Annotated in this window: 31 protein-coding genes; 23 read left to right on the top strand and 8 right to left on the bottom strand. The window is 55.4% G+C overall.

Annotation, left to right across the window (positions count from 1 at the left end; genetic code table 11):
* Positions 1-322: 322 nt before the first annotated feature.
* The 8 genes from OKB77_RS18695 to OKB77_RS18660 all read right to left on the bottom strand — a co-directional run bounded on the left by OKB77_RS18695 (position 323) and on the right by OKB77_RS18660 (position 7401).
* Positions 323-1486: a type VI secretion system PAAR protein gene (locus OKB77_RS18695; RefSeq protein WP_270818126.1), complete on the bottom strand. Its 1164-nt coding sequence runs from the start codon at positions 1484-1486 to the stop codon at positions 323-325.
* Positions 1487-1755: 269 nt separating this feature from the next.
* A complete protein-coding gene (locus OKB77_RS18690) occupies positions 1756-2043 on the bottom strand; it encodes a hypothetical protein (RefSeq protein WP_216949412.1) in 288 nt (95 codons plus the stop codon).
* A gap of 26 nt (positions 2044-2069) precedes the next feature.
* Positions 2070-3416, bottom strand: a complete 1347-nt coding sequence (locus OKB77_RS18685; protein ID WP_270818125.1) for a hypothetical protein — start codon at positions 3414-3416, stop codon at positions 2070-2072.
* A gap of 478 nt (positions 3417-3894) precedes the next feature.
* Entirely contained in the window at positions 3895-4368 is a 474-nt protein-coding gene (locus OKB77_RS18680; RefSeq protein WP_270818124.1) for a hypothetical protein, read from the bottom strand.
* A gap of 88 nt (positions 4369-4456) precedes the next feature.
* The gene (locus OKB77_RS18675) at positions 4457-4906 is read right to left on the bottom strand and encodes a CHAP domain-containing protein (protein WP_270818123.1); all 450 of its coding nucleotides are present in this window, start codon (positions 4904-4906) and stop codon (positions 4457-4459) included.
* A gap of 30 nt (positions 4907-4936) precedes the next feature.
* Complete coding sequence (locus OKB77_RS18670) at positions 4937-5419, bottom strand: hypothetical protein (RefSeq protein ID WP_270818121.1); 483 nt, start codon at positions 5417-5419, stop codon at positions 4937-4939.
* Positions 5416-5715 (bottom strand): hypothetical protein, encoded by a 300-nt coding sequence (locus OKB77_RS18665; protein ID WP_107961251.1) that lies wholly within the window; start codon positions 5713-5715, stop codon positions 5416-5418. The genes OKB77_RS18670 and OKB77_RS18665 overlap by 4 nt, the downstream gene beginning before the upstream one ends.
* Positions 5716-7401, bottom strand: a complete 1686-nt coding sequence (locus OKB77_RS18660) for a DEAD/DEAH box helicase (protein ID WP_216949407.1) — start codon at positions 7399-7401, stop codon at positions 5716-5718.
* A 101-nt stretch (positions 7402-7502) separates the two neighbouring features.
* Between OKB77_RS18660 and OKB77_RS18655 the strand changes: the two genes are divergently transcribed.
* The 23 genes from OKB77_RS18655 to OKB77_RS18545 all read left to right on the top strand — a co-directional run bounded on the left by OKB77_RS18655 (position 7503) and on the right by OKB77_RS18545 (position 26618).
* Positions 7503-8267 (top strand): ParB/RepB/Spo0J family partition protein, encoded by a 765-nt coding sequence (locus tag OKB77_RS18655; protein ID WP_270818120.1) that lies wholly within the window; start codon positions 7503-7505, stop codon positions 8265-8267.
* Complete coding sequence (locus tag OKB77_RS18650) at positions 8260-8925, top strand: ParB/Srx family N-terminal domain-containing protein (RefSeq protein ID WP_231721098.1); 666 nt, start codon at positions 8260-8262, stop codon at positions 8923-8925. Before OKB77_RS18655 ends, OKB77_RS18650 begins: the two co-directional genes overlap by 8 nt.
* Before the next feature lie 88 nt (positions 8926-9013).
* Complete coding sequence (locus tag OKB77_RS18645; protein ID WP_231721097.1) at positions 9014-9415, top strand: hypothetical protein; 402 nt, start codon at positions 9014-9016, stop codon at positions 9413-9415.
* The gene (locus tag OKB77_RS18640; RefSeq protein ID WP_204524150.1) at positions 9384-10058 is read left to right on the top strand and encodes an ATP-binding cassette domain-containing protein; all 675 of its coding nucleotides are present in this window, start codon (positions 9384-9386) and stop codon (positions 10056-10058) included. Before OKB77_RS18645 ends, OKB77_RS18640 begins: the two co-directional genes overlap by 32 nt.
* Positions 10059-10060: 2 nt before the next feature.
* On the top strand, positions 10061-10510 hold the full coding sequence (locus tag OKB77_RS18635; RefSeq protein ID WP_216949405.1) for a hypothetical protein: 450 nt from the start codon (positions 10061-10063) through the stop codon (positions 10508-10510).
* Entirely contained in the window at positions 10510-10968 is a 459-nt protein-coding gene (locus OKB77_RS18630) for a 3TM-type holin (RefSeq protein ID WP_107961257.1), read from the top strand. Before OKB77_RS18635 ends, OKB77_RS18630 begins: the two co-directional genes overlap by 1 nt.
* Complete coding sequence (locus tag OKB77_RS18625) at positions 10965-11834, top strand: hypothetical protein (protein WP_270818118.1); 870 nt, start codon at positions 10965-10967, stop codon at positions 11832-11834. The genes OKB77_RS18630 and OKB77_RS18625 overlap by 4 nt, the downstream gene beginning before the upstream one ends.
* A complete protein-coding gene (locus OKB77_RS18620) occupies positions 11831-12130 on the top strand; it encodes a hypothetical protein (RefSeq protein WP_231721095.1) in 300 nt (99 codons plus the stop codon). The genes OKB77_RS18625 and OKB77_RS18620 overlap by 4 nt, the downstream gene beginning before the upstream one ends.
* Before the next feature lie 666 nt (positions 12131-12796).
* On the top strand, positions 12797-13393 hold the full coding sequence (locus OKB77_RS18615) for a hypothetical protein (RefSeq protein WP_231721094.1): 597 nt from the start codon (positions 12797-12799) through the stop codon (positions 13391-13393).
* A gap of 11 nt (positions 13394-13404) precedes the next feature.
* On the top strand, positions 13405-14631 hold the full coding sequence (locus OKB77_RS18610) for a terminase large subunit domain-containing protein (RefSeq protein WP_107961356.1): 1227 nt from the start codon (positions 13405-13407) through the stop codon (positions 14629-14631).
* A gap of 56 nt (positions 14632-14687) precedes the next feature.
* Positions 14688-16235, top strand: coding sequence for a hypothetical protein (locus OKB77_RS18605; RefSeq protein WP_270818117.1), 1548 nt, complete (start codon positions 14688-14690; stop codon positions 16233-16235).
* 47 nt (positions 16236-16282) lie between these two features.
* Positions 16283-17137, top strand: a complete 855-nt coding sequence (locus tag OKB77_RS18600) for a DUF6651 domain-containing protein (protein ID WP_231721092.1) — start codon at positions 16283-16285, stop codon at positions 17135-17137.
* A 67-nt stretch (positions 17138-17204) separates the two neighbouring features.
* Positions 17205-18104 (top strand): major capsid protein, encoded by a 900-nt coding sequence (locus tag OKB77_RS18595; protein ID WP_139495338.1) that lies wholly within the window; start codon positions 17205-17207, stop codon positions 18102-18104.
* Between the two features lie 50 nt (positions 18105-18154).
* Positions 18155-18628 carry a hypothetical protein gene (locus tag OKB77_RS18590; RefSeq protein WP_139495337.1) on the top strand — a complete coding sequence of 158 codons (474 nt, stop codon included), beginning with the start codon at positions 18155-18157 and terminating at the stop codon, positions 18626-18628.
* A 4-nt stretch (positions 18629-18632) separates the two neighbouring features.
* Complete coding sequence (locus OKB77_RS18585; protein ID WP_270818116.1) at positions 18633-19406, top strand: hypothetical protein; 774 nt, start codon at positions 18633-18635, stop codon at positions 19404-19406.
* On the top strand, positions 19399-20100 hold the full coding sequence (locus tag OKB77_RS18580; protein ID WP_139495335.1) for a hypothetical protein: 702 nt from the start codon (positions 19399-19401) through the stop codon (positions 20098-20100). Before OKB77_RS18585 ends, OKB77_RS18580 begins: the two co-directional genes overlap by 8 nt.
* Positions 20101-20102: 2 nt before the next feature.
* Positions 20103-20450, top strand: a complete 348-nt coding sequence (locus tag OKB77_RS18575) for a hypothetical protein (protein ID WP_139495334.1) — start codon at positions 20103-20105, stop codon at positions 20448-20450.
* Entirely contained in the window at positions 20440-20967 is a 528-nt protein-coding gene (locus tag OKB77_RS18570; protein ID WP_107961268.1) for a hypothetical protein, read from the top strand. Before OKB77_RS18575 ends, OKB77_RS18570 begins: the two co-directional genes overlap by 11 nt.
* Positions 20967-21347 (top strand): minor capsid protein, encoded by a 381-nt coding sequence (locus tag OKB77_RS18565; protein WP_139495333.1) that lies wholly within the window; start codon positions 20967-20969, stop codon positions 21345-21347. Before OKB77_RS18570 ends, OKB77_RS18565 begins: the two co-directional genes overlap by 1 nt.
* 10 nt (positions 21348-21357) lie before the next feature.
* Positions 21358-21885, top strand: a complete 528-nt coding sequence (locus OKB77_RS18560; protein ID WP_107961270.1) for a hypothetical protein — start codon at positions 21358-21360, stop codon at positions 21883-21885.
* A gap of 84 nt (positions 21886-21969) precedes the next feature.
* On the top strand, positions 21970-22293 hold the full coding sequence (locus tag OKB77_RS18555) for a hypothetical protein (protein ID WP_139495332.1): 324 nt from the start codon (positions 21970-21972) through the stop codon (positions 22291-22293).
* A 324-nt stretch (positions 22294-22617) separates the two neighbouring features.
* The gene (locus tag OKB77_RS18550) at positions 22618-26250 is read left to right on the top strand and encodes a tape measure protein (RefSeq protein WP_270818115.1); all 3633 of its coding nucleotides are present in this window, start codon (positions 22618-22620) and stop codon (positions 26248-26250) included.
* Positions 26250-26618 (top strand): hypothetical protein, encoded by a 369-nt coding sequence (locus tag OKB77_RS18545; RefSeq protein WP_139495330.1) that lies wholly within the window; start codon positions 26250-26252, stop codon positions 26616-26618. The genes OKB77_RS18550 and OKB77_RS18545 overlap by 1 nt, the downstream gene beginning before the upstream one ends.
* Positions 26619-26632: the final 14 nt, after the last annotated feature.

Genomic DNA, 26632 nt, shown 5'->3' with positions numbered 1-26632 from the left:
GTACGAAAAGACTGCCGCGACAATTCCCATAGCCGCGAACCCGCCGATCAAATATTCACTAAACTTAGCCCCTCTGCGACCCCAAACAAAGTGAGCTTTGACACCCGTAGAAACAGAGACGAAAAAGCCTGCCAATGTGAACGCGCAGAAACCCAAAACACCAATTGGCGCCCATAACGCAACAACATTTACCTCAACTAGATCCGTCATGTTGCTAACGTCTAAATAGGACTGATATGCCTCTTTAGAAAATAGGATTAATGCTCCAAATGAGAATGCGTTCAAAAGCCCTCCCAGTAGGAAGGCTTTACCTCTATGTATGTTAGTTGATTGCATTTTTCAGCCCAGAAACAACCTTGTCAGAGACCTTCCATTCATCAAAAACATAGTCAACAAGCAAACTCGCAATAATAATGGCCACTGCGCCAGCTATGATGCCTGTCGCGCCGAATGTTGCGGCCAATGCCAGAAGCACGACCTCGCCAGCGGCCATTGATGCCATAGCTTGAAACATGTCAGCGCCCACGTTCCCGAACCAGTCAACCAAGTGGTAATCATCATTGAATACCAGTTCGTTCGTGTTGATAGTCGCGGAGATAATGAACGTAACAACTCCAGCTCCTTTGTACCCGCTCATCCGACTCTGTGGCGTGAGACCAAGCTGCATGACCTTGTAATTGTTGGTGCGGTATTTATGGCCGTTCAATTTAACCCGGACACCGTTAACCAACACATGTCGCAATACCTTGTCACTGTTATTTTTGGTGGTAATGGCAATATACTCTTTACCCTTAGAGGTAAATACTTCCGCCTTGACGCCATAATCGCCAAACTGTTTTGCCAAGTCGTAGGCCTTATAAACAGCAGCTCCATAACCTCCCCAATCATTCGCCGTATTGGCGGCTTCAAGCGTGTTGGTGCCATCCTTTTCCCAAGAAAAGTTTTCCGCCTTATCCTTGAGCCCGGCGGCCAGCTCCTCGGCAATGTCTTTTAAGGTTGCCGCGGCATCCTCCAGCGTCAAAATGATCGCCTTCTTGTGGTTCGCCTCCAAAGCAGCGCGCAGCTTATCTGTTAGATCTTCGCCAGTGATCGGGTTGTACGGTGGCCAGAATGCGCCCCTGGTGCCCTCAGCAATGGTCTGGGCCTGCTCGGGTGTGAGTGATGCCGGTGCCGCACGGGAGGCAGCCGCAGGCGCTTGGTCGCCGATGATCACAGAGCCTCCGCCGATGATGACCCCGCCGCAGTCTATGCCACTGCCGGTCAACGCTGCAGGCTTTCCATTGAAGAAAACAGTGCTTGAACCGGTTGAGATGGTTCTCGGGTGCGGCGAACTGCCGGGCTTGGAGTGTGGCGCCAGAGAGTCGCCTACGCGGGCAGCTGGCTTGTTGTCGATGATGATGTCCGGCGAACCGGTGATGATAGGGGTTGGCGGGAAACCGTCGTGGTCTGTGCCGATGTCGCCAATGGTGGCTGCTTTCTTACTCATTGAGGCTCTTCCGTTCAGCTTTAAGATGCGCCAACAGAAGCAAAGAGGCTCCCGTCGGCACGACATAATGGGAGCCTCTAGTGTCTCACACCGAGGATTCGTTCGCTAACTGAGCAGTTTGAGGAGTTTTCCCACGTTTTGCCTTCTCCAGGCAGATCCAGTCACCTGCACATGAAGACAAGACCTCCGGTTTGCGACAGGTTTTGCCTTCATCAAAGAAGTCCATTTCCTGGCCGGTCTTGCCGCAAGTGGGACAAACTGATCTCTGCTTAGTCATCAACTTGAACCTTGGTCACGAGTTTATGCTTGATCGGCCAAGCCTCCCCTTTCTCTGCTGCCTCGAGAACCTCTTTTTGAGTCAGCGTCCGGATCATGCCGCTCGCCTCGTAAATGCGGTCCTCATCCGAGAGTTCGCTGTCAGGAGCATCTTTATACATCTCCTCTGCCAGCACCTCTTTGGCCTCATCAAAAGAGGTGGCGTGGACAATCTGATCCCAATCGGGGTTGTAGAAGACGACGTTCGGGCAATTATCAACGGCATAAACAGTTTTCGACATGGCTTCTCCAAAGGGCCTGAGCCCCGCTATTTGACGGTGTAGGGTTTGATCTGCGGGGAATCGACCCCAACAGCGTCCGCATTCACGAAGATCGGGTGGATGAACACCGGCTTGACCTGTGCTCGCCCCTCCCCGTATCGCTGCATTCGGATATGGCCTCGCCTGAAATGAGGACGAGTAGTGCGATGATACCCTTCTTGTGATGGGCTTGAGAACGAAGTCGGACGGATTGCGTCAATTACGATGCGGTCGTATACCTCAAGCATCTTCCTGGCCTGCTTTGCGGCCTTCTTTGGGCCCAGAGACGCGAGCTTCGACGCCATATCGGTTCGATCGTTCTTCACTTCACGCCTGAAGTCCGCGATGTTGAGGTAGAGCAGCACTTTGGACAACCACCGTAGATAACCGGCGTATCTCTCGAGATCGTCCGCGCTTGGGGCGCTCCTGAACCCCGGGGCCACAATGGCGTTGTACTCCAGGAGCTCCTTGTTCGAGTAGAACCTGGCATGGCGCTCAATTAGCTCCTGCACCGACATCGCGTCATCCTGCATGTAGATCGACATGTGGAAGACCCCGTCGTCCAGCAGAGAGGTTTTCGCCCTGCCAACGAACATCAGATCCATGATCCTGGCCGGCTGATTCATCTCCATGCCAAGCACTCTGGCCGCCTCTCTGTAACCCGACATCTGAGTTACTTCCCTCTCCACGATGTAGACACCCTGCAACTGGTGATCACCCGTCTCGTTATTGCGAACACTGAGCGGCATATCGACGTTCCGGTCTCCAAACTCGATATAGCATGAGGGCATTGGCGAGCGCATGAACTGGCACGGAACGTCCCCGCTCACGTCCGTGCTAAGCAGTGACTCCACGACGTTGTTGGAGATCTCAAACATGCCGCCACCGCTGAAGGAGTGAAATATGGGGTGAATGATCGCGCTGAGTGCCCCGTCATTCACGGTCGAGCGATCTACGCTTTGAGCATCCAGAAAGCGCTGGACGTCTGGGCTGTCGTGGGTCTCTATGAAGTAGAGAACCTCGTTCATGTTGCACCCCACCTGAGCCATGCCAAAGATGTCGGCAACCAAGTCTGGGCCCAAGAGTAGAGCTGCATTCACCTCCACCCTGCCCAGCTGCATCGTCCGAACCGGATGCGGCAGCGCCATCAGCTTCGGGTCTGTCGAGTCGCAAATGCTCACGTAATCCGGCAGTCGAGCATTCGGATCCTTAAGGGTTCGGTACAGCGCTTGTGCGTCCTTCGTCAGCTGGATCAGCTTTTGCCCGTACCCGGGTGTCTTCCTCCCCGCCTCCACCTTGATAGCTGTCAGCGCCATCGCTGTCATGGTCAATTGTTCTTTTTCTGACCCGTTCATCAAATCACCTCCATGGCCGAAGCTCGGCCGGAACAGTTTTTAAATTTCGAGCACGAACACCAAGCTCGGCTCAAAAATTTCGCGAGGTGTAACTTCGTTGAAAGTTACATGTTTTTGTATCATGACGAGCGAGGAGGCTCTGTTTTTAGCCTTGAAAAACAGATAGTTACCTCAATTCATGTAACAATATAAAATTGTTACATGAATTAGTTTCAGGGTGTTGATGAAGGGAGGGGGTGGTGTGATATGATATCCGTCAGTAAGTGCTTACTGTCTGCAATGACTGCGGGGGAGGTTTGCAATATTGCGAGTCAGCCTCACACATATCACCTTGGTAGAGAGAGCGCACATTGAGCTTTCTTCCCCCGCAGTGTCCAGAATGCTGGCATTTTACGACGGCTGCCACTGCTGATTTTCTTGCCATTACTACCGTGATTTTACGGAACAAAAAAGGCCGCATTTTGCGGCCTTTTCTTTATCACTTTTCCATGTCTTTTTTCATTTTTTCTAGGCTGTTTTGTATCGCTTTATGTGCGTCATTTTGCCGTTTTTCTTCAATCTTTATCTGCTTTCCAAATGCGTTTTCAAGTCCAACAAAGTGAGTTGCAATTACTGTTGTTTTTCCTGAATTTTCTGTGACTGTGAAGTCGATAATGTCCCGCTTGGAAGCTGAGGAATTAACGCCTTGAAGCGTTAGGCTCATGATTCGTTCCAGATCGGTGATCGGCTTGGAAAAGGAGAGTTTGAACTGCCCCTCATCCTCGAGATTGAAGCCTGCTTTGGTCAGTCGCCCTACCAGCTCTGACTTGACTCGGTCGGACGGGGCATTGATGTGGATCTCCGGCCTGGACACAACCTGAGCCTGCTCTTGACCGCCCTGTTGGTTGTTAGCTGCACATCCTGTCACGCCGAGCGCTACCGCCACGGCCAAGAACAATACTCGGACTTTCATTTTCGTTTGGGACTCCACTTATGAGATGGAGCAGAATCTACAACAAGAAAAGAGGGCGATCTATATCGCCCTCCTCTCTTACCTCAAATTACCAAAATCTCAAGAACCCCAAGCACTTCGCCTTGCTTCGCACCCTTCTGGCCACCTCGTAGCCTTCCCTTGATCCCTCGCTGTTCGTGTTGCCTTCGATGGTGTAGAGCTTGTCGCCCTCAACCTTCTCAATGATGCCGGTGTGCCCCAGGCCCTTCCCGTAATCCATGATGAAGACGTCCCCGGGTTGAGGGTCGGCAACTCGGCACGATACCGGCGCATCTCGCCACATCTTCAACACGCCGCCGGTCTTTGGGATCTTCCCGATCAGTCCGGCCTGCTTGAATACCCAGTAGACAAACGCCGCGCACCAGGCCGCTGGGAACCCGATGCCTACGGCTGCTAGATACCCCTGAACGTGAGGACCCCAGTTTGAACCTTTGGGGATTTCTTGCTTTCCAACTTCCTTGGATGCTACCTGCAAAACAACGTTCTTAACTTCGTTCATTTGAACCTCCATTGGTTTTAATGAAGGCAGCTACCTACGAATCAATGAAACCAACTCTGAAAGTTGTTTTCTGTCTGCGATGTTATACAATTTCAAACCAAGCTTTAAAGCAATGAAGCAAGGAAACTTTTTATCAAGCTCCGTTGCTTCCATTGTTATCCCGAAGGATGCTTTGAACGAACCTGATCCATCCAGGCCGATCACCGATGCGGCCACAGACTGGGCCAGGCTCTTCTCATGGCCAGAGGCTTTGGCAAACCCTGGGACGCTCCTGATTAGCGTTTTGGTGAGGTCCGTATTGCGCGGATCGACATGCACGATGGCTCCAGTCTGTTCAAAGCCGGGCCAGAACGAGAATTTGCCGCCCTGGAAGTGCTCCATGGCCAAGTTACCAATGTCACCTTTATGGGTTCGCATCGACATCCCTTTGGCGCTAAGAGCACCCAGAACCTTCACCAGAACCGGCTCCAGCCCGGGAGGCACAGATTCCCCTACAACAGCGAACCAACTCATAGCTTCGACAGATCCGCCTCACCAGACAGCAGTTTTGCCAGCACCTCCGGCGGGAGAGAAGAAACCAGCTGCTTCGCCTTGTCTTCGTTCTGACGCTGACGCTCCTCCTCAATTTTCCGCTTGCGGACCATCGACTCAACGGCTGTCTTGACCACATCGGTATTGGAGAGGGTGATGTCTATGAGGTATCCCAAAAGCTCCGCCTGTGTGGTGTCGAACTTACGGCAGGCGTCGCGCAACTTCCGGTGCTGAGCCGGGCTGACCTCAAGCGTGACTCGTTTGATCTCTGTACTCACTTACCCTCCTACTCGTTGAAAGCCGTAATCGGCGATATTCCAGTCCTGATCCATCGGGAGCAGGTTCTCTTTAAAGCCCTCGGTGCCGGTGATGATGGCCCTTCTCTGCAGGGCATGTTCTTGAAGGTGCTGGTTATGCTCGTCCATAAAATCGAGCACGAAACAGATGTTGGGGCCGGTCTTTTTGGCTCGGAGTCCTCGCCCTATGCGCTGCCGGTTTGCCACCTCTGCCTTCCCTCCGCCGGCCAGCACAATGCACCCAACAGATGGCACATCGACGCCAACATCGAGAATGTTCGTCCCAATGAGGACCTGAATCTCGCCAGTTCCGAGCTTGGACAGAGCTCTCTTGCGGCCCTCCGCATCGTCGTCGCCGTTGATGAACTCCGCTCTCATACCGACCTTACCCAGCAGCTCATTGATCCGGTCGCCGTGGTTTCTTCTCTGAACAAGAACCATCGAGGTCAGGCCGTATCTGCTCATCCGGATGCACTCCGCGACGATGCGCTTGTTTCGCCAGTCGTGATTGACGATCCCGACGTCATAGGCTCTTTGATAGGCAGTGCTGCGGAATAGCTTCGGAGGCTTCTGTGTGCGGCTGATCTGGAAGATTGGAGTGGCCAGGATCCCCAGATCGATAAGCTGCTTCTCGCTCACTCGGATACCGACACCGCCTGATACCGCCATCAGTCTCATGTTTGACTCAGCATCGTCCCTCATAAACGGGGTGGCGGTCAGGGCGAGCCGGTAGTTGGCGTTCGTGCAGGACTGCATCAGATCGAAGTAGCTGTTGCCGCCGGCCTCGTGAGCCTCCTCTGCAATCACGAACTCAAAGCTCTTCAAGAGCTCCAGAGTCTCAGCCCTGTTCTTGGCCTGCGTTTCGAGCTTGCGCTCGATATGAACGGCCAGATCAGCGTCAGACATGCGCTTCTTGGCCAGATCTCGCTTGAGCTGTGCTATGGCCTTGGTTCGCTCGTCATTGGGCGCTTTCTTGCGAGCAAGTCTGGCCGTGAGATTCTGGATCTCCTTCTTCTCTCGCTCGGCCTGCGCGACCAGGTGCCTCTCTATGAGCTCGTCAGCGGTGTAGTTGGCCAGCCTGCTTGCGAGCGTCTGCACCATGCCGCAGACGAGCGGGCGATCTGCTTGCCAGATCGAATCCCCAACTATCCCGACCTCTTGATCTCCAAATGACTCGCGGCAGGCGTCGGCGAACTGGTACATCAGAGCTGATCGAGTGGTCAGGAACAGGGTCTTTCTCTTGATGCGAGCATAAGCGAGCCTCGCAACACGCGACTTTCCGGCGCCGGTCGCCAGCTGGGCGGTCATCATCCCGAACTTTTCCAGTTTCCGGACTGTCTCCATCTGGTATGCGTACCGTGGATCAAAGCCAAATGCGTCAACGACCGGAGTCTCCGGCCCCAGCGGCTCAGGCAAAGGACGAGTCACATGCTGAACGAGGTAGCCGGCCTCTCTCAGCTTCCGTCTGACGACATAGCAAAAGCCCGCTGGGAAGCTGTTTGTCTTGAATGAGAAGAACGTAGAGCGGCCATCCCACCCTGGGCGCTTCGTCATGTGCTCAAACCCCTCCACCGAGTAACTCAGGATGTCCGAGACGAGCAGCCTCAGCTCCTTCGGAGGGTCGATCAGTTTCGCGTTAACCGCATTGGACACCATTTTTACGATCATCGGATTGCCTAGCTCTTATACTTTGCTTAACCTATCAGTAAGTGTTTGCTGACCGATAAGGTCGGATAAATGTTCATTAAACACGCACTGAGATTATCACAATGAGCAAGGAAAAACTGAAGTTTACCTTCGAAGACCCACGGCATCTCGTTAAGAACAAATGGAACCCGAACAAGATGTCCCCCGAGGAGGAGGCCAAGCTCCGCAACAGTCTGCAGAAACATGGCCATGTCCGTCCGATTCTGGTTCGGACCCTGGAGGACGGGACTCTGGAAATTGTTGGCGGCGAGCACCGCGTCGAGGTTTCCATCGATCTTGGCATGACCGAGGTGCCGGTTATCAACCTTGGCCAGATCAGCGACGAAGACGCCAAGCGGGCGCTGATGATCGACAACTCCCGCTACGGGCACGACGATGCCGGCCTGCTGAGCGAACTGCTGACCGGGCTTGGTTCGGCAGACGAACTGGCCGAGTGGATGAACATGGGCGTTGACGAGCTTGGCGCACTGCTTGGCGCATCGGAGTCGCCCGAAGAGGCAGATCTGTTGGGCGCCCTGGATGATCTGGACGCCATGGACGAAGAGCCGCTGGCCGCGCCGGTTCGTGAGATCCAGACCCATCAGGCGATGAAGTACAAGGTGCCTGTGGAGGACTCAGAGTTCGTGAAGGACACGATCGAGCGGATCATCAAGGAGCAAGGCATCACTGACTCGGACTCCGCTATTCGAGCGGGAGAGGCGTTGCTTTGGCTATGCCGCAACTACGAAGAGAGCTTTGGCGGTAAAGAGCCGGCCCGCACCGAGATGCTGACCGACGCTGAGCTGGATCTGCTGGCCGATTTTGGCATGGAGGATCTAAATGGCTGATAAGAAGACCAAGGAGCTTGAGGAGTGGGACATCTCCAGGCTCATCCCCTATGAGAAGAACGCCAAAAAGCACCCGAAAGAGCAGATTGCCAAAATCGCCCGCTCTATCGAGAAGCACGGCCTGATCAACCCGCCTAACGTCGAGCCGGACGGCACTTTGATCACCGGCCACGGCCGAACGCTTGCCTTGATCGAGCTGGGCTGGAAAAAACTGCCTGTTTTCGTGCGTTACGACCTGACAAAGGCCGAGGCCGCCGCCGCTCGTCTGGCCGACAACAAGGTTAGCGAGGGCGACTTCGATACCAACATCCTGCAGGAAGAGCTCCGTTGGCTCGCTGAAGAGTCGATCGACCTCTGTGACCTGGGTTTTGACGACCGCGAGCTCAATTTCCTGATGGAAGACCTTGGCGAGATGAGCTCCGATCTGCTTGTCGAATACCCGGGCATTTCCGAAGAGATGCCGGATGTTTCCGGCGAGGACGAGCATGTTGAGGATCTCACAGAGTCTCGTGTTCCGCTGGCCAAGGTATTTGGAGTGAAGGATGTCTCTGCATCACAAGCTCGGGTCTTGACCCGATTCCTGGCTCTGGTCTCTCACGGAGAGCCCGGCGTTAATGGACTCGTCCGTCATGCAGAGGAGACCCTGTTCAATGCCTAGATGCCTCCATCGAGAGAGAGGCCTTGATTTCCAACATGTTGTCGCTCTGGGCGCCTCCCCCGACTATTTCCAACTCGGGGATATGCGGGTGATGAACGTGTCCAGAGTGGACAACAAGACAGGCCGGCAGCCAGCTGTCGGCGATGTCTTTATCGATGGCCAGCTGATAACCCAAGAGGCGTTTGCAGAGCGCTTCGAGGTCATAGACCCCCTCTCCCACATCGAGGAGGTCGAAGACCTGATCGAGAATGTTGAGTTCGCCAAGGCGGGCCCAACCACTATCTGCATCCTGAATCTTAAAGATGGAATCCATATCGTCGGACACATTAACCCACCGGTCGGTGACTTTTTGACGAGCGAGGAAGGGGAGCAGCTGGCCTATGCCGATGCTGTGAAGAACCTCGCCGGTTTGGAAAGCCACCGTATCGCGAGGCGGTTCGCCGCCCAGGAGTTCGACAGTGACCCAGAAGATCTACAACCACACCGTTGATGTCCGCTTCCAGACGAGCGTAAAGCGGTCAAAGCGAGTTCTTGAGGTAGCTGAGGCCTTCGGCCTTGGCGTTTCAGAGCAAGAGTTCGTGGTCTACGACAACCTCAAGTTCCAGACCAGACAAGGCGACTGCATCTACATCACCGGTCAGTCAGGTTCCGGCAAGTCGATCATGCTGCGCGAGCTCGCCCGCCAGTATCGCGATGACTACGGGCTCAAGGTGGCAACCCTGAATGATGTCGAGTTGGAGGATGTCCCTCTGATCGACCAGATCGGCAAGTCTACCGAGGAGGCCTGCAAGATCCTGTCAAAAGCAGGGCTCAACGACGCCTATCTGTTCATTCGCCGCCCGTCAGAGCTCTCTGATGGCCAGCGATACCGTCTGATCATCGCCAAGCTGCTCGATGCCGGCGTTGATGTCATCGCAGCAGATGAGTTCGGGGCGATCCTCGACCGGACTACCGCTCGGGTGGTGGCCTATTCGGTTCGTGCGATGTGCGAGAAGGCCGGTATCACTCTCATCGTTGCGACCACTCACAAGGATCTCATGTGGGATCTCCGGCCGACCATGACCATCGACAAGCGGTTCGCCGACGAAATCTCAATCCGGGTTGCTGACCGAGAAACCATGGCGAGGTACTGACTGTGAAACTCCCCTATTACCCAATCGAGATGTTCCGCTCGGGATTCTATTTCTTCACCGGTCCGTATCAGCGCGTCCTGGACTTTCTGGCCCCAAGGCTGAAAGAGAGGGACTGGGAGATCACAAGAGACGACCTGGAGGACTGCGGTGGCTACTGCATGAGTTTCACGACTGCCAACGGCGTTGCGAACCTGATCTGGGTGCCAGACGTCGAGGATGAGTTCGTTCTGTTCCATGAGGCTCTGCATTGCTCATTCAACATCCTGAGACGAGTAGGCATTCCTGCCGACGCTGACAGTCAGGAGGCGATCGCCTATCTGCAGGAAGAGGTCGTGAAGGGGTGCCGAAAGGTGGCCAAGACCTTCAAGTACAAAGACCCGGTCAAGGCAGAACGAGGCGATGGACAGAGCGTTGTTGCGAGCGCTCACCGTATCAGTAAAGGAGGTTTGTGATGATCCCATTGGTATCCAGTGTTCTTGAGACGGTGAGCAACGTGGTCTCTGGGACTGTCGGCAAGTTCATCGAGGACAAAGACAAGGCGAAGGAGCTGGAGACTGCTCTGACTGCTCAGCTAACCACATCGGTCGTAGAGCTGCTTGGCCGTGAGGTTGATGCTCAGAAGTCTGTGATTGTGGCGGAAGCCCAAGGCGAGTCATGGCTGCAGCGAAACTGGCGCCCGATCATCATGATGGCCCTTTCAACAATGGTCTGCATCTACTGGATGGGATGGACCCATCAGGACATGGATCAGGAGGTCGTGCTCAAGATCCTGGACATCGTCCAAATCGGTTTAGGCGGCTACATCGGTGGCCGAACCGCAGAGAAACTGGCCGACAAAGGGGTCGAGATTTTCCGCGCCCGGGCTGCAGCTATTTCTGCCGGCTCCTATCAAGAGGGCGGCAAGCGATGAGTGAGACCATTATCACCCGCCACCCTGAGTGTGAGAGCAGGCTTTTCAGCCTGCTTGAGCACATGGTTGTCGAGGTTGGCTCGAAGGAGGATTGGGACAAGCTCCATCACCTGCACTACAAGGCCGAGAACTTGCCTCCCGCGCCTCGATTCTGGCGATGCCGTCTGACCACGACCAACGACATTGTCGCCGTTGTGGTCACCTCTTCCGTCGCCCTGTTGCTTGGCCCGCGCCACGACATGCTGCCGAAGCTCAAGCCTGGCGCCGATACAACTTTGATCAATAAACATCGTCCTGCCTGGCTGAATGCAAATATGCGTCGGATCGGGCGCATCGTGACATCGACAATGTACCGCGGGACCGGCGTTTCCTACCGGATGATGAACCTTGTTTGCCGGATGGAGGGTAAGCGCTACATCGAGATCGTGAGCTCGATGGCCAAATACAACCCGTTCGATACAAAGGCCGGGTTTGTCAGAGCGCCTTTGCGTAGGGCTGCGGCCTACGAGGTTGGCCTGAAGTTTATGGCTGAAACATTCGAATGCCATCCGGCCGATCGCGAAGCGGTTTACCAGGAGCTCATTTCACAGCCGAAGCCAGTCTACCAAGCGCTGCGGAAGCAGATGATCGACTTCTACTACCGACACAGCTCTCGCGAAAAGACCGGCCAGAACCTCGGCAAGACAGCTGACGACCTGATGACGATGAGCGATCACGACCTTGTGCGGGAGCTGCAGCAGCTCATCTTCGGGTACACCGTTTACGCCCTCTATGAGAACCCTGATTGGGGTAGGCCTGTGCCCGCCTCGCTCCCTCTCCTGGCGTTTGACCGACAACCTGTAAATCAACCACTGGAGCTCTCATGATCCTCACCATGCGAATGTTCCTCCTGATCGAGGTAATCAAAAAACGAAACCCTGATGGATCGCTTGTCGATCTTGACCAGCTCATCGAGCGAGCCGGCTATGAGGTGACTAAGCAAGCGATCCAGCACACCCTCCGGTTCATGATCGAGAAGGGGGTTATCGAAAAGGCTGGCAGAGAGTGTCGGCGCGGAAGAAGCCGGGTTGTTTATCGGATAACCAAGCTTGGCTATCAGATGACAACAGTCACCGGAGAGGGAGGGGCGAAGCTCGCGGGAAGCTGCGCAGAATCGATTTAGAGCGTTTTAGACGCTCTGGGGCGTCTGACACTAGCAGAAAGACTCTGGATTCGCTGTAAATCGATTCTATTGCGTCTGGTGATGTGTCGATGTGAGACATTCAAGATAGAAATCAGGGCCAGCGAAAGCTGGTCTTGTTTTTTGCTTCCCACTAAAGCCAAATCAGTAAATATTGACTTTCCGAGCGTTTTGATGTATTCGCGCGCGCACGCGCGTCTATGTTTTTATTTTTTTAAGAAAAAAGTTCTTATAAATAGTAGAAGCAACAAAAAGTGATGATAGTTCAGTATAGCTTATCCGGAATTTTGAAAACCAAAAACTGCAAGTTAGTATAGCTTATCTCACAAGTCGCGGAACCTACGCGCTCGCTTCGCTCGCGCAAGGCCTGCGCCTTCGGCTTGGCCCGCGGAAAAGAAATCACTCCGGGTTGATTTTCACCCACCTGCGGAACCTCTTCTGCCTCTCCTGCCGGCTCTGTCCTTCAAAAACTCAAAAGTGATTAGACCTCGGTAATGCTTGCTCGTCCGATCAGCAAGTGTTTACTTATTATGGAGGTTCGATCTAAACTGGCGCCGGAGATCTTAGGACTCCCTGTTCAGCTCGGGGCGAGCCCCTCTTTTGAGGACTCCTCGCTCGCCCCAATTTTTCCTATTCAGGATGGAGCAAATGGCCGATCCCAAGCGCAGGCTCACTCCCGGGGAGTGGGCGAAAGCAGAATCACTCTATGAGTCCGGCGAGTTTAACCTTGAGCAGATCGCCGAGGAGTTTGGCGTTCACCCGATCACCGTTCAGCGTCACATGAAGGCCAACGGCATCGAGAAGGGCTCCAAAGCCGCCGAAATCAAAGAAAAAGTCACCGAGAAGATGAAGGACGCGGCTGAAGAAGACGCTTCTATCATTGCCCAGCGGATCCGCGAGACCAAAGAGGAGCACTACCGGCTTAACCAGGCGATCGATAAGCGGATCGTTCGAGAGATGGTGGGTGTTGAGTCTGAGGGTCGATCTATCGCAACGTCCCTCGGCGTCTTCAAGGCGCTGAAGACCGCTGCGGAAACTCTGAAGCTGACCCGAGAAAACCGATACACGGTGCTTGGCATTATCGACAACGACACCCTGGACGACGAGCTGCCGACCCTCGAGGTTAGAGACATGCTCGAGGAGGAGATCGAGTCGATCCGCGAGCAGCAGCGCCTCCAGGCTGAAGAGATGGGGCTCACCACGGACGAAAGTTTCGATGACGACGCCCTGGAGGGTGCCGAGTAGTGAGCTTCTCGATGGCCTTTCATCCGGCTCAGGGCAAGGTGGCCCGTTCGAGGGCTCGCTTTCGCGTGGTTGTAGCCGGTCGCCGGTTTGGAAAGACACACCTTTGCCGCGGCCTCATGATCAGGGAGGCCGCTCGCAAGCCCAAGCAGCGTATTTGGTATATCGCGCCGTCCTTCCGCATGGCGAAACAGATCATGTGGCGGGATCTTGTTGCGGTCATTCCAAAGTCCTGGCTGGCCAGAAAGCCCAACGAGACGGAGCTTACGCTGTTCCTGCGGAACGGCACCGAGATCAGCTGCAAAGGTGCGGATAACCCCGACTCACTGCGCGGCGTTGGTCTGGATTTCGTCGTTCTGGATGAGTACCAGGATATGCGGCCGGAGGTGTGGGAGGAGTGTATCCGACCAACATTGGCAAGCACCAACGGGCGAGCCGTTTTTATCGGTACGCCAAAATCCTTCAACCTCCTCTATGACGCCTATATCAAGGGGCAGGATGAAACCTTGCCGATGTGGGAGAGCTGGCAGTTCCCAACTATCACCTCCCCCTTCATCCCTGCATACGAGATCGACCAGGCTCGCAAAGACATGGATCCTCGAACCTTCCGGCAGGAGTTCGAGGCTTCCTTCGAGAGTGTATCCGGGCGTGTCTACTATCCATTCGACCGGCGCACTCATGTTCGCAACGACGTCAAGTTCGACCCGAAACTGCCAATTTGGGTCGGCATGGACTTCAACATTGACCCGATGTCCATGGTTGTCATGCAGCCGCAGACCAATGGGCAGATCTGGATCGTGGATGAGATCGTGCAGTTCTCTTCCAACGTTGATGAGGCTGCAAGCGAGCTGGCCCGCCGATATTGGAGACACATGGACCAGATCACTATCTATCCCGACCCTGCTGGCAAGGCCAGACAACACGCTCGGGGCGAGTCCTCTCTGGATATTCTGAGGGATCACGGATTTAAGAGGATCAAGTTCAGACGCAAACACCCGGCTATCGACGACCGGGTTAACGCCGTCAACAGGAAGCTGCTCAGTGCGGAGGGCCATATCGGTATGTTCGTCGCCCCGCATTGCCACCAGACGATTATCTCCTTTGAACAGACCATGTATCAGGAGGGATCGCGTGAGATCAACAAGGCCATGTCCGTTGAACACGTTACCGACGCGCTTGGCTACTGCATCGAGATGGAGTTCCCTGTGCGGAAAATCTTCATTGCTGGGGTTTCATTGTGATTGCATGGTCAGTAAATACTTACTAAAATGGCGCCGTAATGTAGGAGAAGGTACAGTTGGACAAGAAAATTCTCTTCGAAATGCTTCAACGCCGGCACCCTGAATATTCTGGGATGCTTGAGCATTGGGATTTTTTGAAGGCTACCTATGAGGGTGGCAGGGATTGGTTTGCCAAAAACATCTTCCCCTACATGAAAGAAGGCCAGGGCGAGTTTCAGGATCGCGTGAAGCGGGCTTACCGTTTCAACCACTCTCGAGAAGTGGTCGATCTTGTGAACAAGTACACCTTCAAGGGTGAGATCCGCAGGCGAGAACAGGATGCACCGGAGTGCATCCGTAAGTTCTGGGGTGCCTCCACTCGAAAACGCGCCAGTATCGACACCTACATGCGATACATCTCCAAGTTGGCCAGCGTATACGGCCGGATTTGGGTGGTGGTCGATAGTGTGGTCGAGAGACAGGGTGAGTCACTCGCTGAGACCAAGTCTCAGGTTTATTCATACGAAGTGCCTCCCCAGGATGTACTGGATCTCGCAGTGGATGAAGACGGCGATCTTCGCTGGATTCTGATCCGCGAGCGTGTGCGTGACGATTCTGACCCGTTCGCCAGTTCGGGCGAGGTCAGCTATCGCTATCGACTGTGGACAAGAGAGGAATGGTTCCTTTTCTCCGTTCATTTCAAGGACAAGGGGAAAGGGTTCGAGCTCAGTAACGTCGAGTTCACCATCCAGACTGACGTTCACGAGCTTGGCATTGTGCCGGTTATCTGGGTTGACCATATGATCAGCGAGGGCATTTACACAGCCCCTAGCCTGATCGGTGATATTGCCTACCTAGACCGAGCCTGTGCCAACTACTTGAGCAACCTGGATGCGATTATCCAGGATCAGACCTTCTCCCAGCTGGCTATTCCCGCGCAGAGCCTTCTGCCCGGGGACGACGGCCACAGCAAGGTTCTGGAAGCCGGCACCAAGCGCATCTTCACCTTTGATGGAGCGGAAGGCGGCAAGCCTTTCTTCCTGTCGCCCGATCCGAAGCAGGCGGAGCTGATCATCACCAGCATCAAGCAGATCATCAACGAGATCTACCACTCGGTAGGTGTCGCTGGCGAGCGCACGAAGCAGGACAACAGCTCCGGGATCGATAACAGCTCAGGCGTGGCCAAGGCCTATGACTTTGAGCGTGTTAACTCTCTGCTTGTGAACAAAGCCGCATCACTTGAGCTTGCAGAATTGCAGATGCTCAAGCTGGTCTGTAAATGGTCTGGCGAACAGCATGAAGTAGTCATGTCAGGGCCGGATCGGCTTGTTCATTACCCGCGCAATTTCGACACCAGAACCCTCTATGACGAACTGGATATTTCAGGTCGCATCGAGATGTTAACCGCCCCCATTGAATTGAAGCGCTACCAGCTTAAGCAGGTGGTCTCCAAGCTGTATCCATACATCTCTGATGAGGATCGCAAAGAGATTGAGTCCGCTATCGATGAGATGGACGACGCGGTTGCTTCAATGTTGTCTGGATTTGACGCAACCAACAAACCAACCAAGGAAGATAACAACCAAGGCGACGAGGAAGTTATCAACCAAGGTTCCAAGCAATAAAGATCGGCCGAGAGACTGGCCAAAGATAGCCAAGAGAGAGGCTTACCATGAAATTTCGTAACCAATTCCTGAAGTACATGACTCCGGCCGGCGAAGACGGCTCCGCATCCGGTGGCTCTACCGGTGCGGACGGCGCAGATGCCAACGTTGACCCGAACAAGGGCAACGATGGTAACGGCAAGCCCTCTGATCGCGAGGCGCAGTTGCTCAAGGAGTCCATGAGCCGCAAGGAGAAGATTGGTCAGTTGGAGGCTCGACTGGCGGAGTTCGAGGGTATCGACCCGAAGGTTTTCCGCGAGATGCAGGAGCGCCTGCAAAAACTGGATCAGCAGGAGCGTGAGCAAGCCAATGCTCGACTGATCGAGCAGGGTCGTTTCGATGAAGCCCTTAAGGCTATGCGCGATGAGCACGAAGGTGTCCTGGCGCAGGTTCGCACCCAGTCCAGTGCGGAGCTGCAGGCAGTGGCAAAGGAGCGCGATGAGCTCTTCAACCAAGTCGCATCGTTCCAGAAGCAGATCGAAGACCTGACCATCGGTGCGGCCTTTAGCAACTCCTCTTTCATCCGTGAGGAGCTTGTCCAGGCCATGAATCCCGAGCGCAGTCGTCGCCTCTATGGCGATCACTTCGACATCGTGGATGGCAAGGTTGTTGGTTACGACAAGCCGCGTGGCCAAGAGGGTCGAACCCCTCTGGTCGGTAAGGACGGCCAACCCGTCTCGTTCGATGAGGCGTTCAAGCGTGTTTTGTCCGCTCAGAGCGACTATGAAAGCCTGATCCGTTCCAACGTTAAGTCTGGAGCCGGTTCCGGTACTCGCACCGACAAGGCTGCTGATCCCACCAAGGCTATCGGCCAGGGTGTCAGCCGCATTGAGGCTGCTCTGAATAAGCAAAGCGCCAAGTAACGCTTTTTATCGGCGAGGCATGATCAGTAAATGTTTACTGTTGTTCACTCGTAAGGAGAAATGAAACATGCCATTGCTGCGTGAAGAGGCCGCGAAGCTGTCCCAAGAAGACATGCTGCGCGGTGTGATTGAAGAGTTCATCAACAAGGATGACCTGTTCGGCATTCTGCCGTTCGCCCCTACCACCGGTAAGGCGCTTGTCTACCATCGCGAGAAAACTCTGGCGAACGGTGACTGGCTTGATCCGAACGATGAAGTGAAGGAAAGCGCGTCTACCTTCGACGAAGTGACCACCCAGCTCCGCATTCTGATCGGCGACGTCGATGTGGATAAATTCCTGGATGGCACCATGTCGAACGTGAACAGCCAGAAGGCTATTCAGATCGCTTCCAAGCTGAAGGGTATGCGGACTCAGTTCCAGGACGCCCTGATCAACGGCACTCAGGCCAAGAAGCAGTTCGATGGTCTGAACACTCTGGTGAACGCCAAGCAGATCATCGATGCGAAAGGCTACGACATGGGCTTCTCCATGTTCGACGAGCTGACCGATGCCGTGAAGCTGGGCGCCGACTGCCTGATGATGCGCTCCGAGCACGTTCGTGCTTACAAGGCCATGCTGCGCCTGATGGGTGGCAACAACGGCGGCATGATCCAGTTGCCGAACTTTGATCGCCCGATCCTGGCCCACGACGGTGTGCCGATTCTGGTGAACGACTTCATCCAGAAGAAGGACGGCAAAGCCGACATCTTCGCCTTCCATCTGGATGAGAACAGCGGCCTGCACGGCCTGTTCGCGTCCAACCATCCGGCTGGTTTCGCCATCGAAGATCTGGGCACCGTCCAGAACAAAGATGCGACTCGCACCCGTATCAAGATGTACGTGGGCATGGCGCTGAAGGCTACTCACGCACTGGCCAAACTGTCCAACGTCAAGCTGCCTGGCGCTGCTCCGACAGTTGGCGGTTGATAGCGATAAACAGGGGGCTTCGGCCCCCTGAGCCATGCAGGAGATTCACCATGAAGACCCATTTCAAAGTCAAGCTGACCGGACCCTACGCTGGGTTCTCCGGCCTGTTGTTCGGGCGGTTTGCATTCGAAAACGGCGTTTCTGTTGCCAAGCTCCACTTCCTTGAGGCTCAGCTTCTCGCTTCGGAGGCTCGTGGTCTGTCGATGCTCGATGAAAGCGGCAAAGAAGAGGGCCCTGTCTACCCGGGCGCCATGCCTCTTGCGGAGTTGGAACCTGGAGAGATGGTCGTGACGTTGCGCGACGAGACCGAGAACGCGGAGCAGATCGAAGTGACTGTTGTGACAGCCATCGGGGAAGAGCAGCGGGAGGTCATCGATCTTTCCGACATTCCTGATCGTGCTGGTCTCGAGGCCATCGCAGACAAAGAGGGTATGTCCGGCCTTCGCGTGATTGCAGATCGCCTTGGTGTCCGCGCCAAGAGCATTCCTGTGCTGATCGACAAAATCCTTGAGAAGCGAGGCTGAGCACATGTTCAAGACGATTCAGGCAAATACCGAGCTGAAGCTGGCTATTCCGTTCGAGATCGACGGCGAGCCTGTTGCTGACGTTCATTCTGTCGAGTGGAGCGTCTTCAACGAGTTCGGTCAAGTGTCGGAGACCGGCGTGGCTACTCCGGAGGCTGGGGCCAACTCGGTCTCTGTGGTGATCCCTGCAGAGGTGAATACTGCCCACCCCGGGCGGCCTTACACCACGTATGAGCTGGCCTACTTCTTCGTTACCAAGTCAGGTCGTCTCGAATCAAGCCTTGTTTTTCAGGTCGAGAGCGCTGATGCGTTTGCCGAGCCGAACAACACCCTTGTCTCTCCGCTTCGCGCCCTGTCGATTCTGCGCGAGATCCCCAATCTCGCCAGCTTTGCGGCAGCAACAAGAGAGGATCAGAAGGTGGCCCTGCTTTGTGCTCACAACGCCATGACCTCCTTGCCTCTGAATCCGAATGCGTTCCCGTTTGTAAGAGAGAAAGAGCCGTTTACATCGATCTCCCAGCTGACAAAGGAAATGTGGGAACAGCTCGACCGGCGAGTCGTTTCGGACTTCCAGGCTGCACAGGTCATCGAAGCGAACAATCTCTTGGGTACCACCGAGTTCAAGACCTTGCGAGAGGCTGGGGTGCTCTCTTACACGGTTGGGGAGGTTAAGCAGTTCCTCAGCTCCAATCGCCCTCTCGAGCTCGGTTTGTGTCGGGAAGCGATGCGCCGTATCGGGCGGTATTTGGATACTGCGAGGAGACTGGGTCGTGCTTGATCAGAAGGCGGCTGCCCAGCTTGTCATTCAGCCTGTTGTGTCGGCTTGTCACGAGATCGTTGGCATGGTCTCAAGCGAGATGAGCAGCGGTTCTTCTCTCACCAAGGCCGCGGTTTCCAGGCTGCAGGTTCGCATCGTGCCGGTCGCTTCAAGAGCGGCTAGAGAGTTTGCGGGGTTGCTTGATGACCAGCTGCAGAGCGCGATCAAGTCTGAGAGTCAGCGAGCAGAGCAAGAGCTTTCTGTGGCGCAGTCAGAATCGATGCTAGAGCGCTCCCCGTCTGTCTCTGCGATGCAAGAGCGAGTCGAAGCTGAGTTGAGAGCTTATGGCGCCGAGGGTGTCAGGATCCTGAACGCTATGGGCTCTCAGGCGATGGTAAACGCATCAGCTGGGCTCCGCGCTCAGGCTGCAATGTCTCTGGCAAGAGCCAGCGTAAACGGCCGGTTCTCGCGCTGGGCGGGCGGAAAGATGGGGAATGGCCACTCTATCGCGCATCGTCTTTACCTCTGCACCGCAGAGTTGCTGATGATGGCCGGCGTGTCCGCTTATCTGGCCAAGGCCTCCAGTCTTGGCGTGATCCGTTTTCGGATCGATAACCCGGGCAAGCCTGGTGACGGGGTGTCCTTCTCACCCTCTTCCGTCCCATATCGGTATTTGCACCCGCAAAGCGGGGCGAAAGTGATTGCGGCGAGGTGAGTATGTTCATCCCAGTCAGAAAAGACGGCCTTCTGTTCAAGAGAGCCGGGCAGAACGCATATAACGAGCCTGTTTATCGTGCCAAAGGTCTGAAGTTCGGGTGGGGGCCTATCTATATGCGCCAAGCCCTCGAGCGGACGGAAGTCCGAGCTGACAAGTCTGCGTCAAAGAGCAGAGCGGAAACCGACACTATCGATTACCGGATGGTCATCGAAAAGACGGTAACTCCCGAGCGAGGCGACCTGATCACCCTGAGCACTGGCGAGCGAATGAAGGTCATCCTGGTCCACCGGAGAGTGGACATCATGGGCAGACTCCATCACTGGGAGGTGGACTGCGTTGCAGAGTAACAGCCGCTCGCTTCTGCAGGTCCGCAGGGACATAGCCAGGGTAAAGGTAAACCTGAAGAACACGGCGGAGCGGTCGAGCCATGCTGCGCTTCGTGTCCTTCGTTCTGAATCCCGCAAGATCGCGCATTTGGCGGCAATGTATGCGCCGTTCAAGACCGGCCTTTTGGACGGGTCTACAGGGGCAACGCCGTCATTCGAGATCATTGAACGGGCCGGCGCCCGCGGCCGGAAGGAGATAGCTGTCGAACTCAACCTGCGGAAATGGAAGCTGGTAGGCACCCGTCGGGTGTCACTGGCGAGGTATGCGGAGGTTATCCACTCCGGCATCACCAGGAACGGAAGCCAATGGAAGCTCGGAAAGAAGTCGATCGAGAAGGCGGTAAGGCTGGGCCTGTCGCCAAATCCGACAACAAGTGGCAAGTACGTGGGCCGCTTGTTCCTGTCTCGCGCTGCAAACCAGAGGCGAGGGGCTATCGAGTTTCACCTGAAGAGGGCAATTAGAGAGGCGCTTACCTGATGGATGTACTCACCGCACTTGCTGGTTACTTGGAGCAAAAGGGCGTGGGCAAAGTTGGGGATTCCATCTTTGTCAGCGAGATGCCAAGCGGAAAAAAGGGCGTTCTGCTCTTCACCACTGGCGAGGGGTTGATGCGCCACACCGACATCAGCCGCTACTTCCGAGGAACGGTGTTTGTCGCCGCTCGGAGCTCCAGTTATCTCGATGCTGGCGAGTTGGCCAGAAAGGTCTTCGACGTCATGGATTTTGAAGGGCTGGAGCTTGAAGGCATGAGAGTGCTCGTCTGCCAGCCGGAGGCGCTTCCTATGCCGTTCGGCAGGGACGAGAGTGGTTTTACCGAGTGGCTGTCGAGCTACGAATTGGCATTAACCATAGATTGAGGAGGATTCAATGCCAGATACCAAAAACATTCGCCTTGGCACTTGCAAGGTGTTTTACGACAACGTGGATCTCGGCCTGACCATCGGCGGCGTGGAGATGGAGGTAACTACCTCTACCCACGAGACCAAGGTTGACCAGTTCGGCGACTCCGTCGTTGAGGAGATCATCACCGGTCGCAACGTCAAAGTCACCGTCCCTATGGCGGAGACCAACCTGGACAACATGGTTCGCATCATGCCTGGCGCCAAGCTTGTAACTGACAAGACTGTGCCGACCAAGAAGCGAGTCGATGTAACCGTCCCTTCCGGCATGAGCCTGTATTCAGCCGCAAAAGAGCTGCGCCTGCACCCTGTCGCATTGCCTGACACCGATAAGTCAGAGGATGTGATCATCAAGCGAGCCGGCACCTCTGGCGCCTTGAAGTTCGCCTACAAAAACGACCAAGAGCGCATCTACAACGTTGAGTTCAAGGGATATCCGGATCCCGAAACTCGCTTGCTGGTGAGCTTTGGCGACCCGGATGCGAGCGCGAAATAGTTCGCTGATAATGATCAGTAAACATTGACTGATGTGTGGTAGTATGGCCCTGTTTTGTTACAGGGCCTTTTTATAGGAGATGCCATGAAGCTACTGAACCTGGACGACCTGATCCCGACCGAGCGCTTTGTGCGAATCAAAGGGGTTGATTACTCCATTGCCGAACAGTCCCTCGGCAACCTGATCGATGCGATCAAGCGTGAAAAGAGCGTTGACCGCCAAGATCAGGCAGCCTTCTTCGAGCACATGCTGGACTCTGCCGCAGCGCTGATCCCGGACGCTCCTCGAGAGATTGTTCGCACCCTCAGCCCCCGCCAGCTGACGGCTGTTGTTGAGTTCGCGTCCGCGCGTGACGAGATGCTACCGGATGCCGATGAGGCTGCTCAGGCCTCCGAAGAGGGAAAGTAACTACCCGCGAACTGGAGGGGGTCGATTTCCCCTTTTTGTTCTCTCGTTTTTGTCATTTTTACTCGCTAACCCCCGACTACGTGCTGGCCATGCCGGCACGGATGTTCTTCACGATGGAGCGCCAGATCGTTCGAATCATGGCGGAGGGGGACTTGAGAGCCCTGGCAGTCGGCGCCTCGTCAGTGAGCGGGGAGACGGCTCAGAGAGTTCATCAGGTGCTTATCGCTGAACAAGGAGAAGTGTACGTCCTAGCTCGTTCCTCGCTGGTAGCGGCAGAGGAAGGGGCTATCGACAAGCTCAAGGCTTTGTTTTAGCGGAGGACTGATGTCTGTAGCCGGAGATGTAAGGGTCGGCCTCGTTCTTGAAGGGGCCGATGAGTTTAAGGTCCAGGTGGTTCGCGCTGCGGACTCCCTGGACCGCATTGCCAACAAGATGGATGACTATGCTCGCTCGACCGAGAAGGCCAGACGAGCAAACTCGGTTGTCTCGACCAGTATTCGGGAGATGGCTCTCAACATGGAGCTGGCCCGACTCACCATTGCCAACCTGTCTGCAGGGTTGACCGCCCTCCCCCGAGCCCTGCTTGAACAGGCCTCCTTTTTCGATAAGACGACTCTGCTTCTGGCTGGCCTCAATGTAGAGACCGCCACTTTTGCCGAGGCGCAGAAACAAGCTGCGGTCGAGGTTAAGAACCTGATGAGTGCGGCTGCGTCATCTCCATACAAGATGAACGCCTTGGTTGACGCCTATACCAAGCTCAAGGCTGCAGACCTGGCCAGCCCAGACGGCTTCCTTGCGGGCCTGATGAACACCGCAGGTAAGTTCGGTAAGAGTTCAGAAGAGCTGAAGCGGGCGTCTGTCGCTATCCAACAGATGGCCGGTAAGGGCGTCATCTCGATGGAAGAGCTGCGCCAGCAATTCGGCGAGGCGGTGCCGGATGCGATGGGCATGATGGCTCGCGCTGCCAGCGTGTCTATGGGTGATCTGGTAAAGCAGGTATCCACGGGCACCGTAGAGGCCAAGCAGGCGCTTGAGCTGCTTTCCCGAGAGATGTACCTGTCATCTGCTGGCGCTGCAGTAGAGATGACAAAAACATGGGACGGTGCTCTTAACCGAATTTCCACCTCTCTGACAGAGCTGGCCGTGATCACCGGAGATACCGGCTTCTATGACAACGCCGTTGGTTTGGCCAACGCATTCAACTCGTTCCTCAAATCCGACGAGGTGGTTGCTGACGCAAACCGGCTGGGACTGGTGCTTACCGACCTGTCGAACATGATGGCCGCTGTCGCCACGTTCATTTATGACCACGCGAAAGAGCTGACGATGATCATCGGCGCCATGTTTGGCGCGTCCTGGGCAAACAAGATCATCTCCGGGGTCGGGGCTCTTACCGAGGCCTACAAGGCTGAGTCAGCGAAGTGGCCTGAGTCCACAAGAGTGGTGCAAAACCAAATGCTGGAGCTCCAGCGTGACTTCCAGCGCCGCGGCCTTGCCCTGGAAGCCGACTACCTTGCATCACGTTCAGCAGCTCAAGACCGAGCAATCCTGAACGCCATGGACGCGAATAAGCGTCAGTACGATCTCGATCGTGCCGCCCTGCAGGAGCGACTCCAGACATTGCAAGCCGGCCAGTCTCGACTGTCCGCAATGACCAACTCCGTGGCCAATATGTTCGGGGGCTGGACGAACGTAATCGTTGCGGCTATCGGTGTGGCCCTCTACGCCCTTGATGAGTTCTACCTGAAGCAGCGCCGCATCGCTGATCAGGTTATCGAAACCGGCGGCCTCGTCGCCTCATTTGAAGATCTGCAGTACGCCAGCAAGCAAATGGCCGAGGACAAGACTCGGCTCCAGGAGCGCAAAAAAGGGCTCGAGGAGTCGAAACAGGCCGTGTCCGCGCTGACCGAGGCTTACAAGCTGACAAACGAGCAGGTGCGGATCCTGAACAGCGGCACAAGCGCTGAAAAAATGGGGCTGGCTCAAAAGCTGGGGCTGAACTCCGTACAGTCCGGCAAGCTCTTCAGCGCCTTTGACGATGTGAAGCGAGCTGACTCAGAGATCAAGGCGATGGAGAGCCGGATCAAGAGAGCAAACGAGGCCATCTCTTCCGCCAAGGAGCATGTCAGCGAGACCTTCCGCAACCAGGGATCTGGTGTTGTCGCGAACATCATGGCCGCCCCGCTCCGCCAGGTATCCATGGAGTATGAGAAGGCGGCGAAGAAGGCGGAAGCAGCGGCAAAGCAGGAGTCGGCGAAGTACAAGGACGATGCCAAAGCGGCAAATGATGCCTATCAGAAGGTGCTCACTGAGAAGCTTGCCCCGGCTCGTCAGAAGGCAATCGCCTCGATGAACAGCATCTTCGAGGGCGAATCGAAGGCCATCGCCGCTCAGATGGAAAAGCTCAAGTCAGAGAAGCCGGCCGACGGCAAGAACGAGAGTCTTGTCCTTGAGAGAGATAAGCAGCTTGCCATTCTGGAAGGCCGCCTTGAGCGCGTGAACAAGGACTGGGACACCTTCAAAGAGGCCATTTCGGTCTCCCATGAGGGGCTGGATAGGCTTGCAAGCCAGATGGCCAAGACCGGCAAGATCGATCCGTCAGTCTCTTACATGCAGTCATCCAAGATCTTCACTGCTGGCAAGCAGGAAGAGATCAAGATGCAGAAGGTCGCCCTCGGATTGCTGGACGAGCAGGCTGTAAAAGGCAAGGAGTTGGCCAAGCTGGAGGCTGCAATCGCGGCCGGCAAATACAAGTCTCTGAAGAGCGCGACCATCGAGCAGATGAAGATCGACGCCATGGCAAGGGACATGGCCAACGCCGAGTTTCAGGAGATCAAGGAAAGGGCTCGCTTGCGCCGGACGACCGTCGATCGCCTGGATGACCTGTCCATCTCGATCTCGAAGAAGATGGGCTCTGCAAAAGGGCGTAGCGACAACCCCCTCCTGGAATGGCAGCGAGCAGCTGAGCAGACCAACGAGGCGATCAAGGAGATCGAGGCGAACCTCAAAAAGGCCTCCGGCGTTCTGCCGGATGACGCGGCAAAGATCGCCGAGATCATGCAAAAGCAGCGCATGGCTGATCAGTACAACATCGCTGCCAAGATGAACGAGTCAATCCGCGAGACCAACGAGGCAATGATGCCGAACATGGCCAGAACAAGAGCGGAGTTCGATCGGCAGATTGCCCAGCTGGATGAATTGCTCGACCTGGAGGTGGAGAGACTGAACGCCGCCAAGGCCCGGGGCTCCGCCAGCAAGGAGGAGGCCGACCTGATCCAGAAGAATATCGACCTCATCAAGAAGCAGCGTGAGCTGACCGAGCAGCAGAAATCGCAACAGACAACCATCTATGGCGTATGGAAGCGAAGCCTCGAGGACATGAAGGACGGTATCAACGAGAAGCTCGGGGCGACATTCGAGGGCGTGTTTGACGCATTCGCGGCCGGCATTGTGGAGGGCAAAGACAGCTTCAAGGACATGATGGATTCGCTTACCAAAGACTTGGAAAAGTTCTTGGTCAAGATGGCGATGATGCAGATGTTCGAGTCCACCCTGGGCGGCTTTTTCGGCGGCGGTAAGGGTGGAAAAGGCGGTGGTGGCGGCGTGTTTAGCTTTGCCAATGGCGGGATCATGTCCGAGTTCGGCAGCCTCCCATTGCGTAAGTATGCGAAAGGCGGTGTAGCAACAAGCCCACAACTGGCTCTGTTTGGCGAAGGCTCTATGAACGAGGCTTACGTGCCCCTGCCGGACGGCAGAACAATCCCTGTGACGATGACAGGGCCGCAGGCTGGTGCCTCCCCAACCGTCCATTTCAACCTGATCAACCAAAGCGGCATGCCTGTAGAGGCCGAGAGCAGAGGGCAGAAGTTCGACGGCGAGAAGTACATCATCGATGTCGTGCTGAACGCCATGTCCCGCCCGGGCAGGCTCAGAACAGCAATGCAAGGAGTTAAGTGATGCCTGTTTCATCAATCTTCCCGCCAGAGGGGGTCCGAGAGGACTCCCGCTTCTTCAAGAAGAGCCTCAAGGACAATACCGTCGAGAACAAGACGGAGGGCGGGTACGCCTACACTCGCCCGCGAAGCGCCAGACCTCCAAGAAGGGTGTTCAAAACGGGCTTCTCCAACCTCGACCCTGCTCAGGAAAACGCCTTGATGCGCTTCTTCTCCGAAGTCGGCCGGCACACGATTTTTACCTATCGGGTCCCGACCTCGGGCGAAATGGTTTCGGTCAGGCTGACCGGCTCACTCCCCTCATCGAATTACGTCGGCGTTGGCGGGACACATCGTTACGACATTACTGACGTGGAAATGACAGAGGTGTAAAATCAGTCAATATT

It is taken from the genome of Aeromonas sp. Y318-3 (assembly GCF_027706185.1).
Taxonomy (GTDB): domain Bacteria; phylum Pseudomonadota; class Gammaproteobacteria; order Enterobacterales; family Aeromonadaceae; genus Aeromonas; species Aeromonas veronii.
The sequence above is the reverse complement of the archived record's forward strand: the minus strand, read 5'-3'. Positions and strand labels throughout refer to the sequence as shown.

Bases quoted from the DNA above. Each gene is read 5' to 3' on its own strand.
- OKB77_RS18695 (WP_270818126.1), bottom strand. From the start codon at position 1,486: ATGAGTAAGAAAGCAGCCACCATTGGCGACATCGGCACAGACCACGAC.
- OKB77_RS18690 (WP_216949412.1), bottom strand. From the start codon at position 2,043: ATGTCGAAAACTGTTTATGCCGTTGATAATTGCCCGAACGTCGTCTTC.
- OKB77_RS18685 (WP_270818125.1), bottom strand. From the start codon at position 3,416: ATGAACGGGTCAGAAAAAGAACAATTGACCATGACAGCGATGGCGCTG.
- OKB77_RS18680 (WP_270818124.1), bottom strand. From the start codon at position 4,368: ATGAAAGTCCGAGTATTGTTCTTGGCCGTGGCGGTAGCGCTCGGCGTG.
- OKB77_RS18675 (WP_270818123.1), bottom strand. From the start codon at position 4,906: ATGAACGAAGTTAAGAACGTTGTTTTGCAGGTAGCATCCAAGGAAGTT.
- OKB77_RS18670 (WP_270818121.1), bottom strand. From the start codon at position 5,419: ATGAGTTGGTTCGCTGTTGTAGGGGAATCTGTGCCTCCCGGGCTGGAG.
- OKB77_RS18660 (WP_216949407.1), bottom strand. From the start codon at position 7,401: ATGATCGTAAAAATGGTGTCCAATGCGGTTAACGCGAAACTGATCGAC.
- OKB77_RS18655 (WP_270818120.1), top strand. From the start codon at position 7,503: ATGAGCAAGGAAAAACTGAAGTTTACCTTCGAAGACCCACGGCATCTC.
- OKB77_RS18650 (WP_231721098.1), top strand. From the start codon at position 8,260: ATGGCTGATAAGAAGACCAAGGAGCTTGAGGAGTGGGACATCTCCAGG.
- OKB77_RS18630 (WP_107961257.1), top strand. From the start codon at position 10,510: ATGATCCCATTGGTATCCAGTGTTCTTGAGACGGTGAGCAACGTGGTC.
- OKB77_RS18625 (WP_270818118.1), top strand. From the start codon at position 10,965: ATGAGTGAGACCATTATCACCCGCCACCCTGAGTGTGAGAGCAGGCTT.
- OKB77_RS18620 (WP_231721095.1), top strand. From the start codon at position 11,831: ATGATCCTCACCATGCGAATGTTCCTCCTGATCGAGGTAATCAAAAAA.
- OKB77_RS18615 (WP_231721094.1), top strand. From the start codon at position 12,797: ATGGCCGATCCCAAGCGCAGGCTCACTCCCGGGGAGTGGGCGAAAGCA.
- OKB77_RS18610 (WP_107961356.1), top strand. From the start codon at position 13,405: ATGGCCTTTCATCCGGCTCAGGGCAAGGTGGCCCGTTCGAGGGCTCGC.
- OKB77_RS18600 (WP_231721092.1), top strand. From the start codon at position 16,283: ATGAAATTTCGTAACCAATTCCTGAAGTACATGACTCCGGCCGGCGAA.
- OKB77_RS18595 (WP_139495338.1), top strand. From the start codon at position 17,205: ATGCCATTGCTGCGTGAAGAGGCCGCGAAGCTGTCCCAAGAAGACATG.
- OKB77_RS18590 (WP_139495337.1), top strand. From the start codon at position 18,155: ATGAAGACCCATTTCAAAGTCAAGCTGACCGGACCCTACGCTGGGTTC.
- OKB77_RS18585 (WP_270818116.1), top strand. From the start codon at position 18,633: ATGTTCAAGACGATTCAGGCAAATACCGAGCTGAAGCTGGCTATTCCG.
- OKB77_RS18575 (WP_139495334.1), top strand. From the start codon at position 20,103: ATGTTCATCCCAGTCAGAAAAGACGGCCTTCTGTTCAAGAGAGCCGGG.
- OKB77_RS18565 (WP_139495333.1), top strand. From the start codon at position 20,967: ATGGATGTACTCACCGCACTTGCTGGTTACTTGGAGCAAAAGGGCGTG.
- OKB77_RS18560 (WP_107961270.1), top strand. From the start codon at position 21,358: ATGCCAGATACCAAAAACATTCGCCTTGGCACTTGCAAGGTGTTTTAC.
- OKB77_RS18555 (WP_139495332.1), top strand. From the start codon at position 21,970: ATGAAGCTACTGAACCTGGACGACCTGATCCCGACCGAGCGCTTTGTG.
- OKB77_RS18550 (WP_270818115.1), top strand. From the start codon at position 22,618: ATGTCTGTAGCCGGAGATGTAAGGGTCGGCCTCGTTCTTGAAGGGGCC.
- OKB77_RS18545 (WP_139495330.1), top strand. From the start codon at position 26,250: ATGCCTGTTTCATCAATCTTCCCGCCAGAGGGGGTCCGAGAGGACTCC.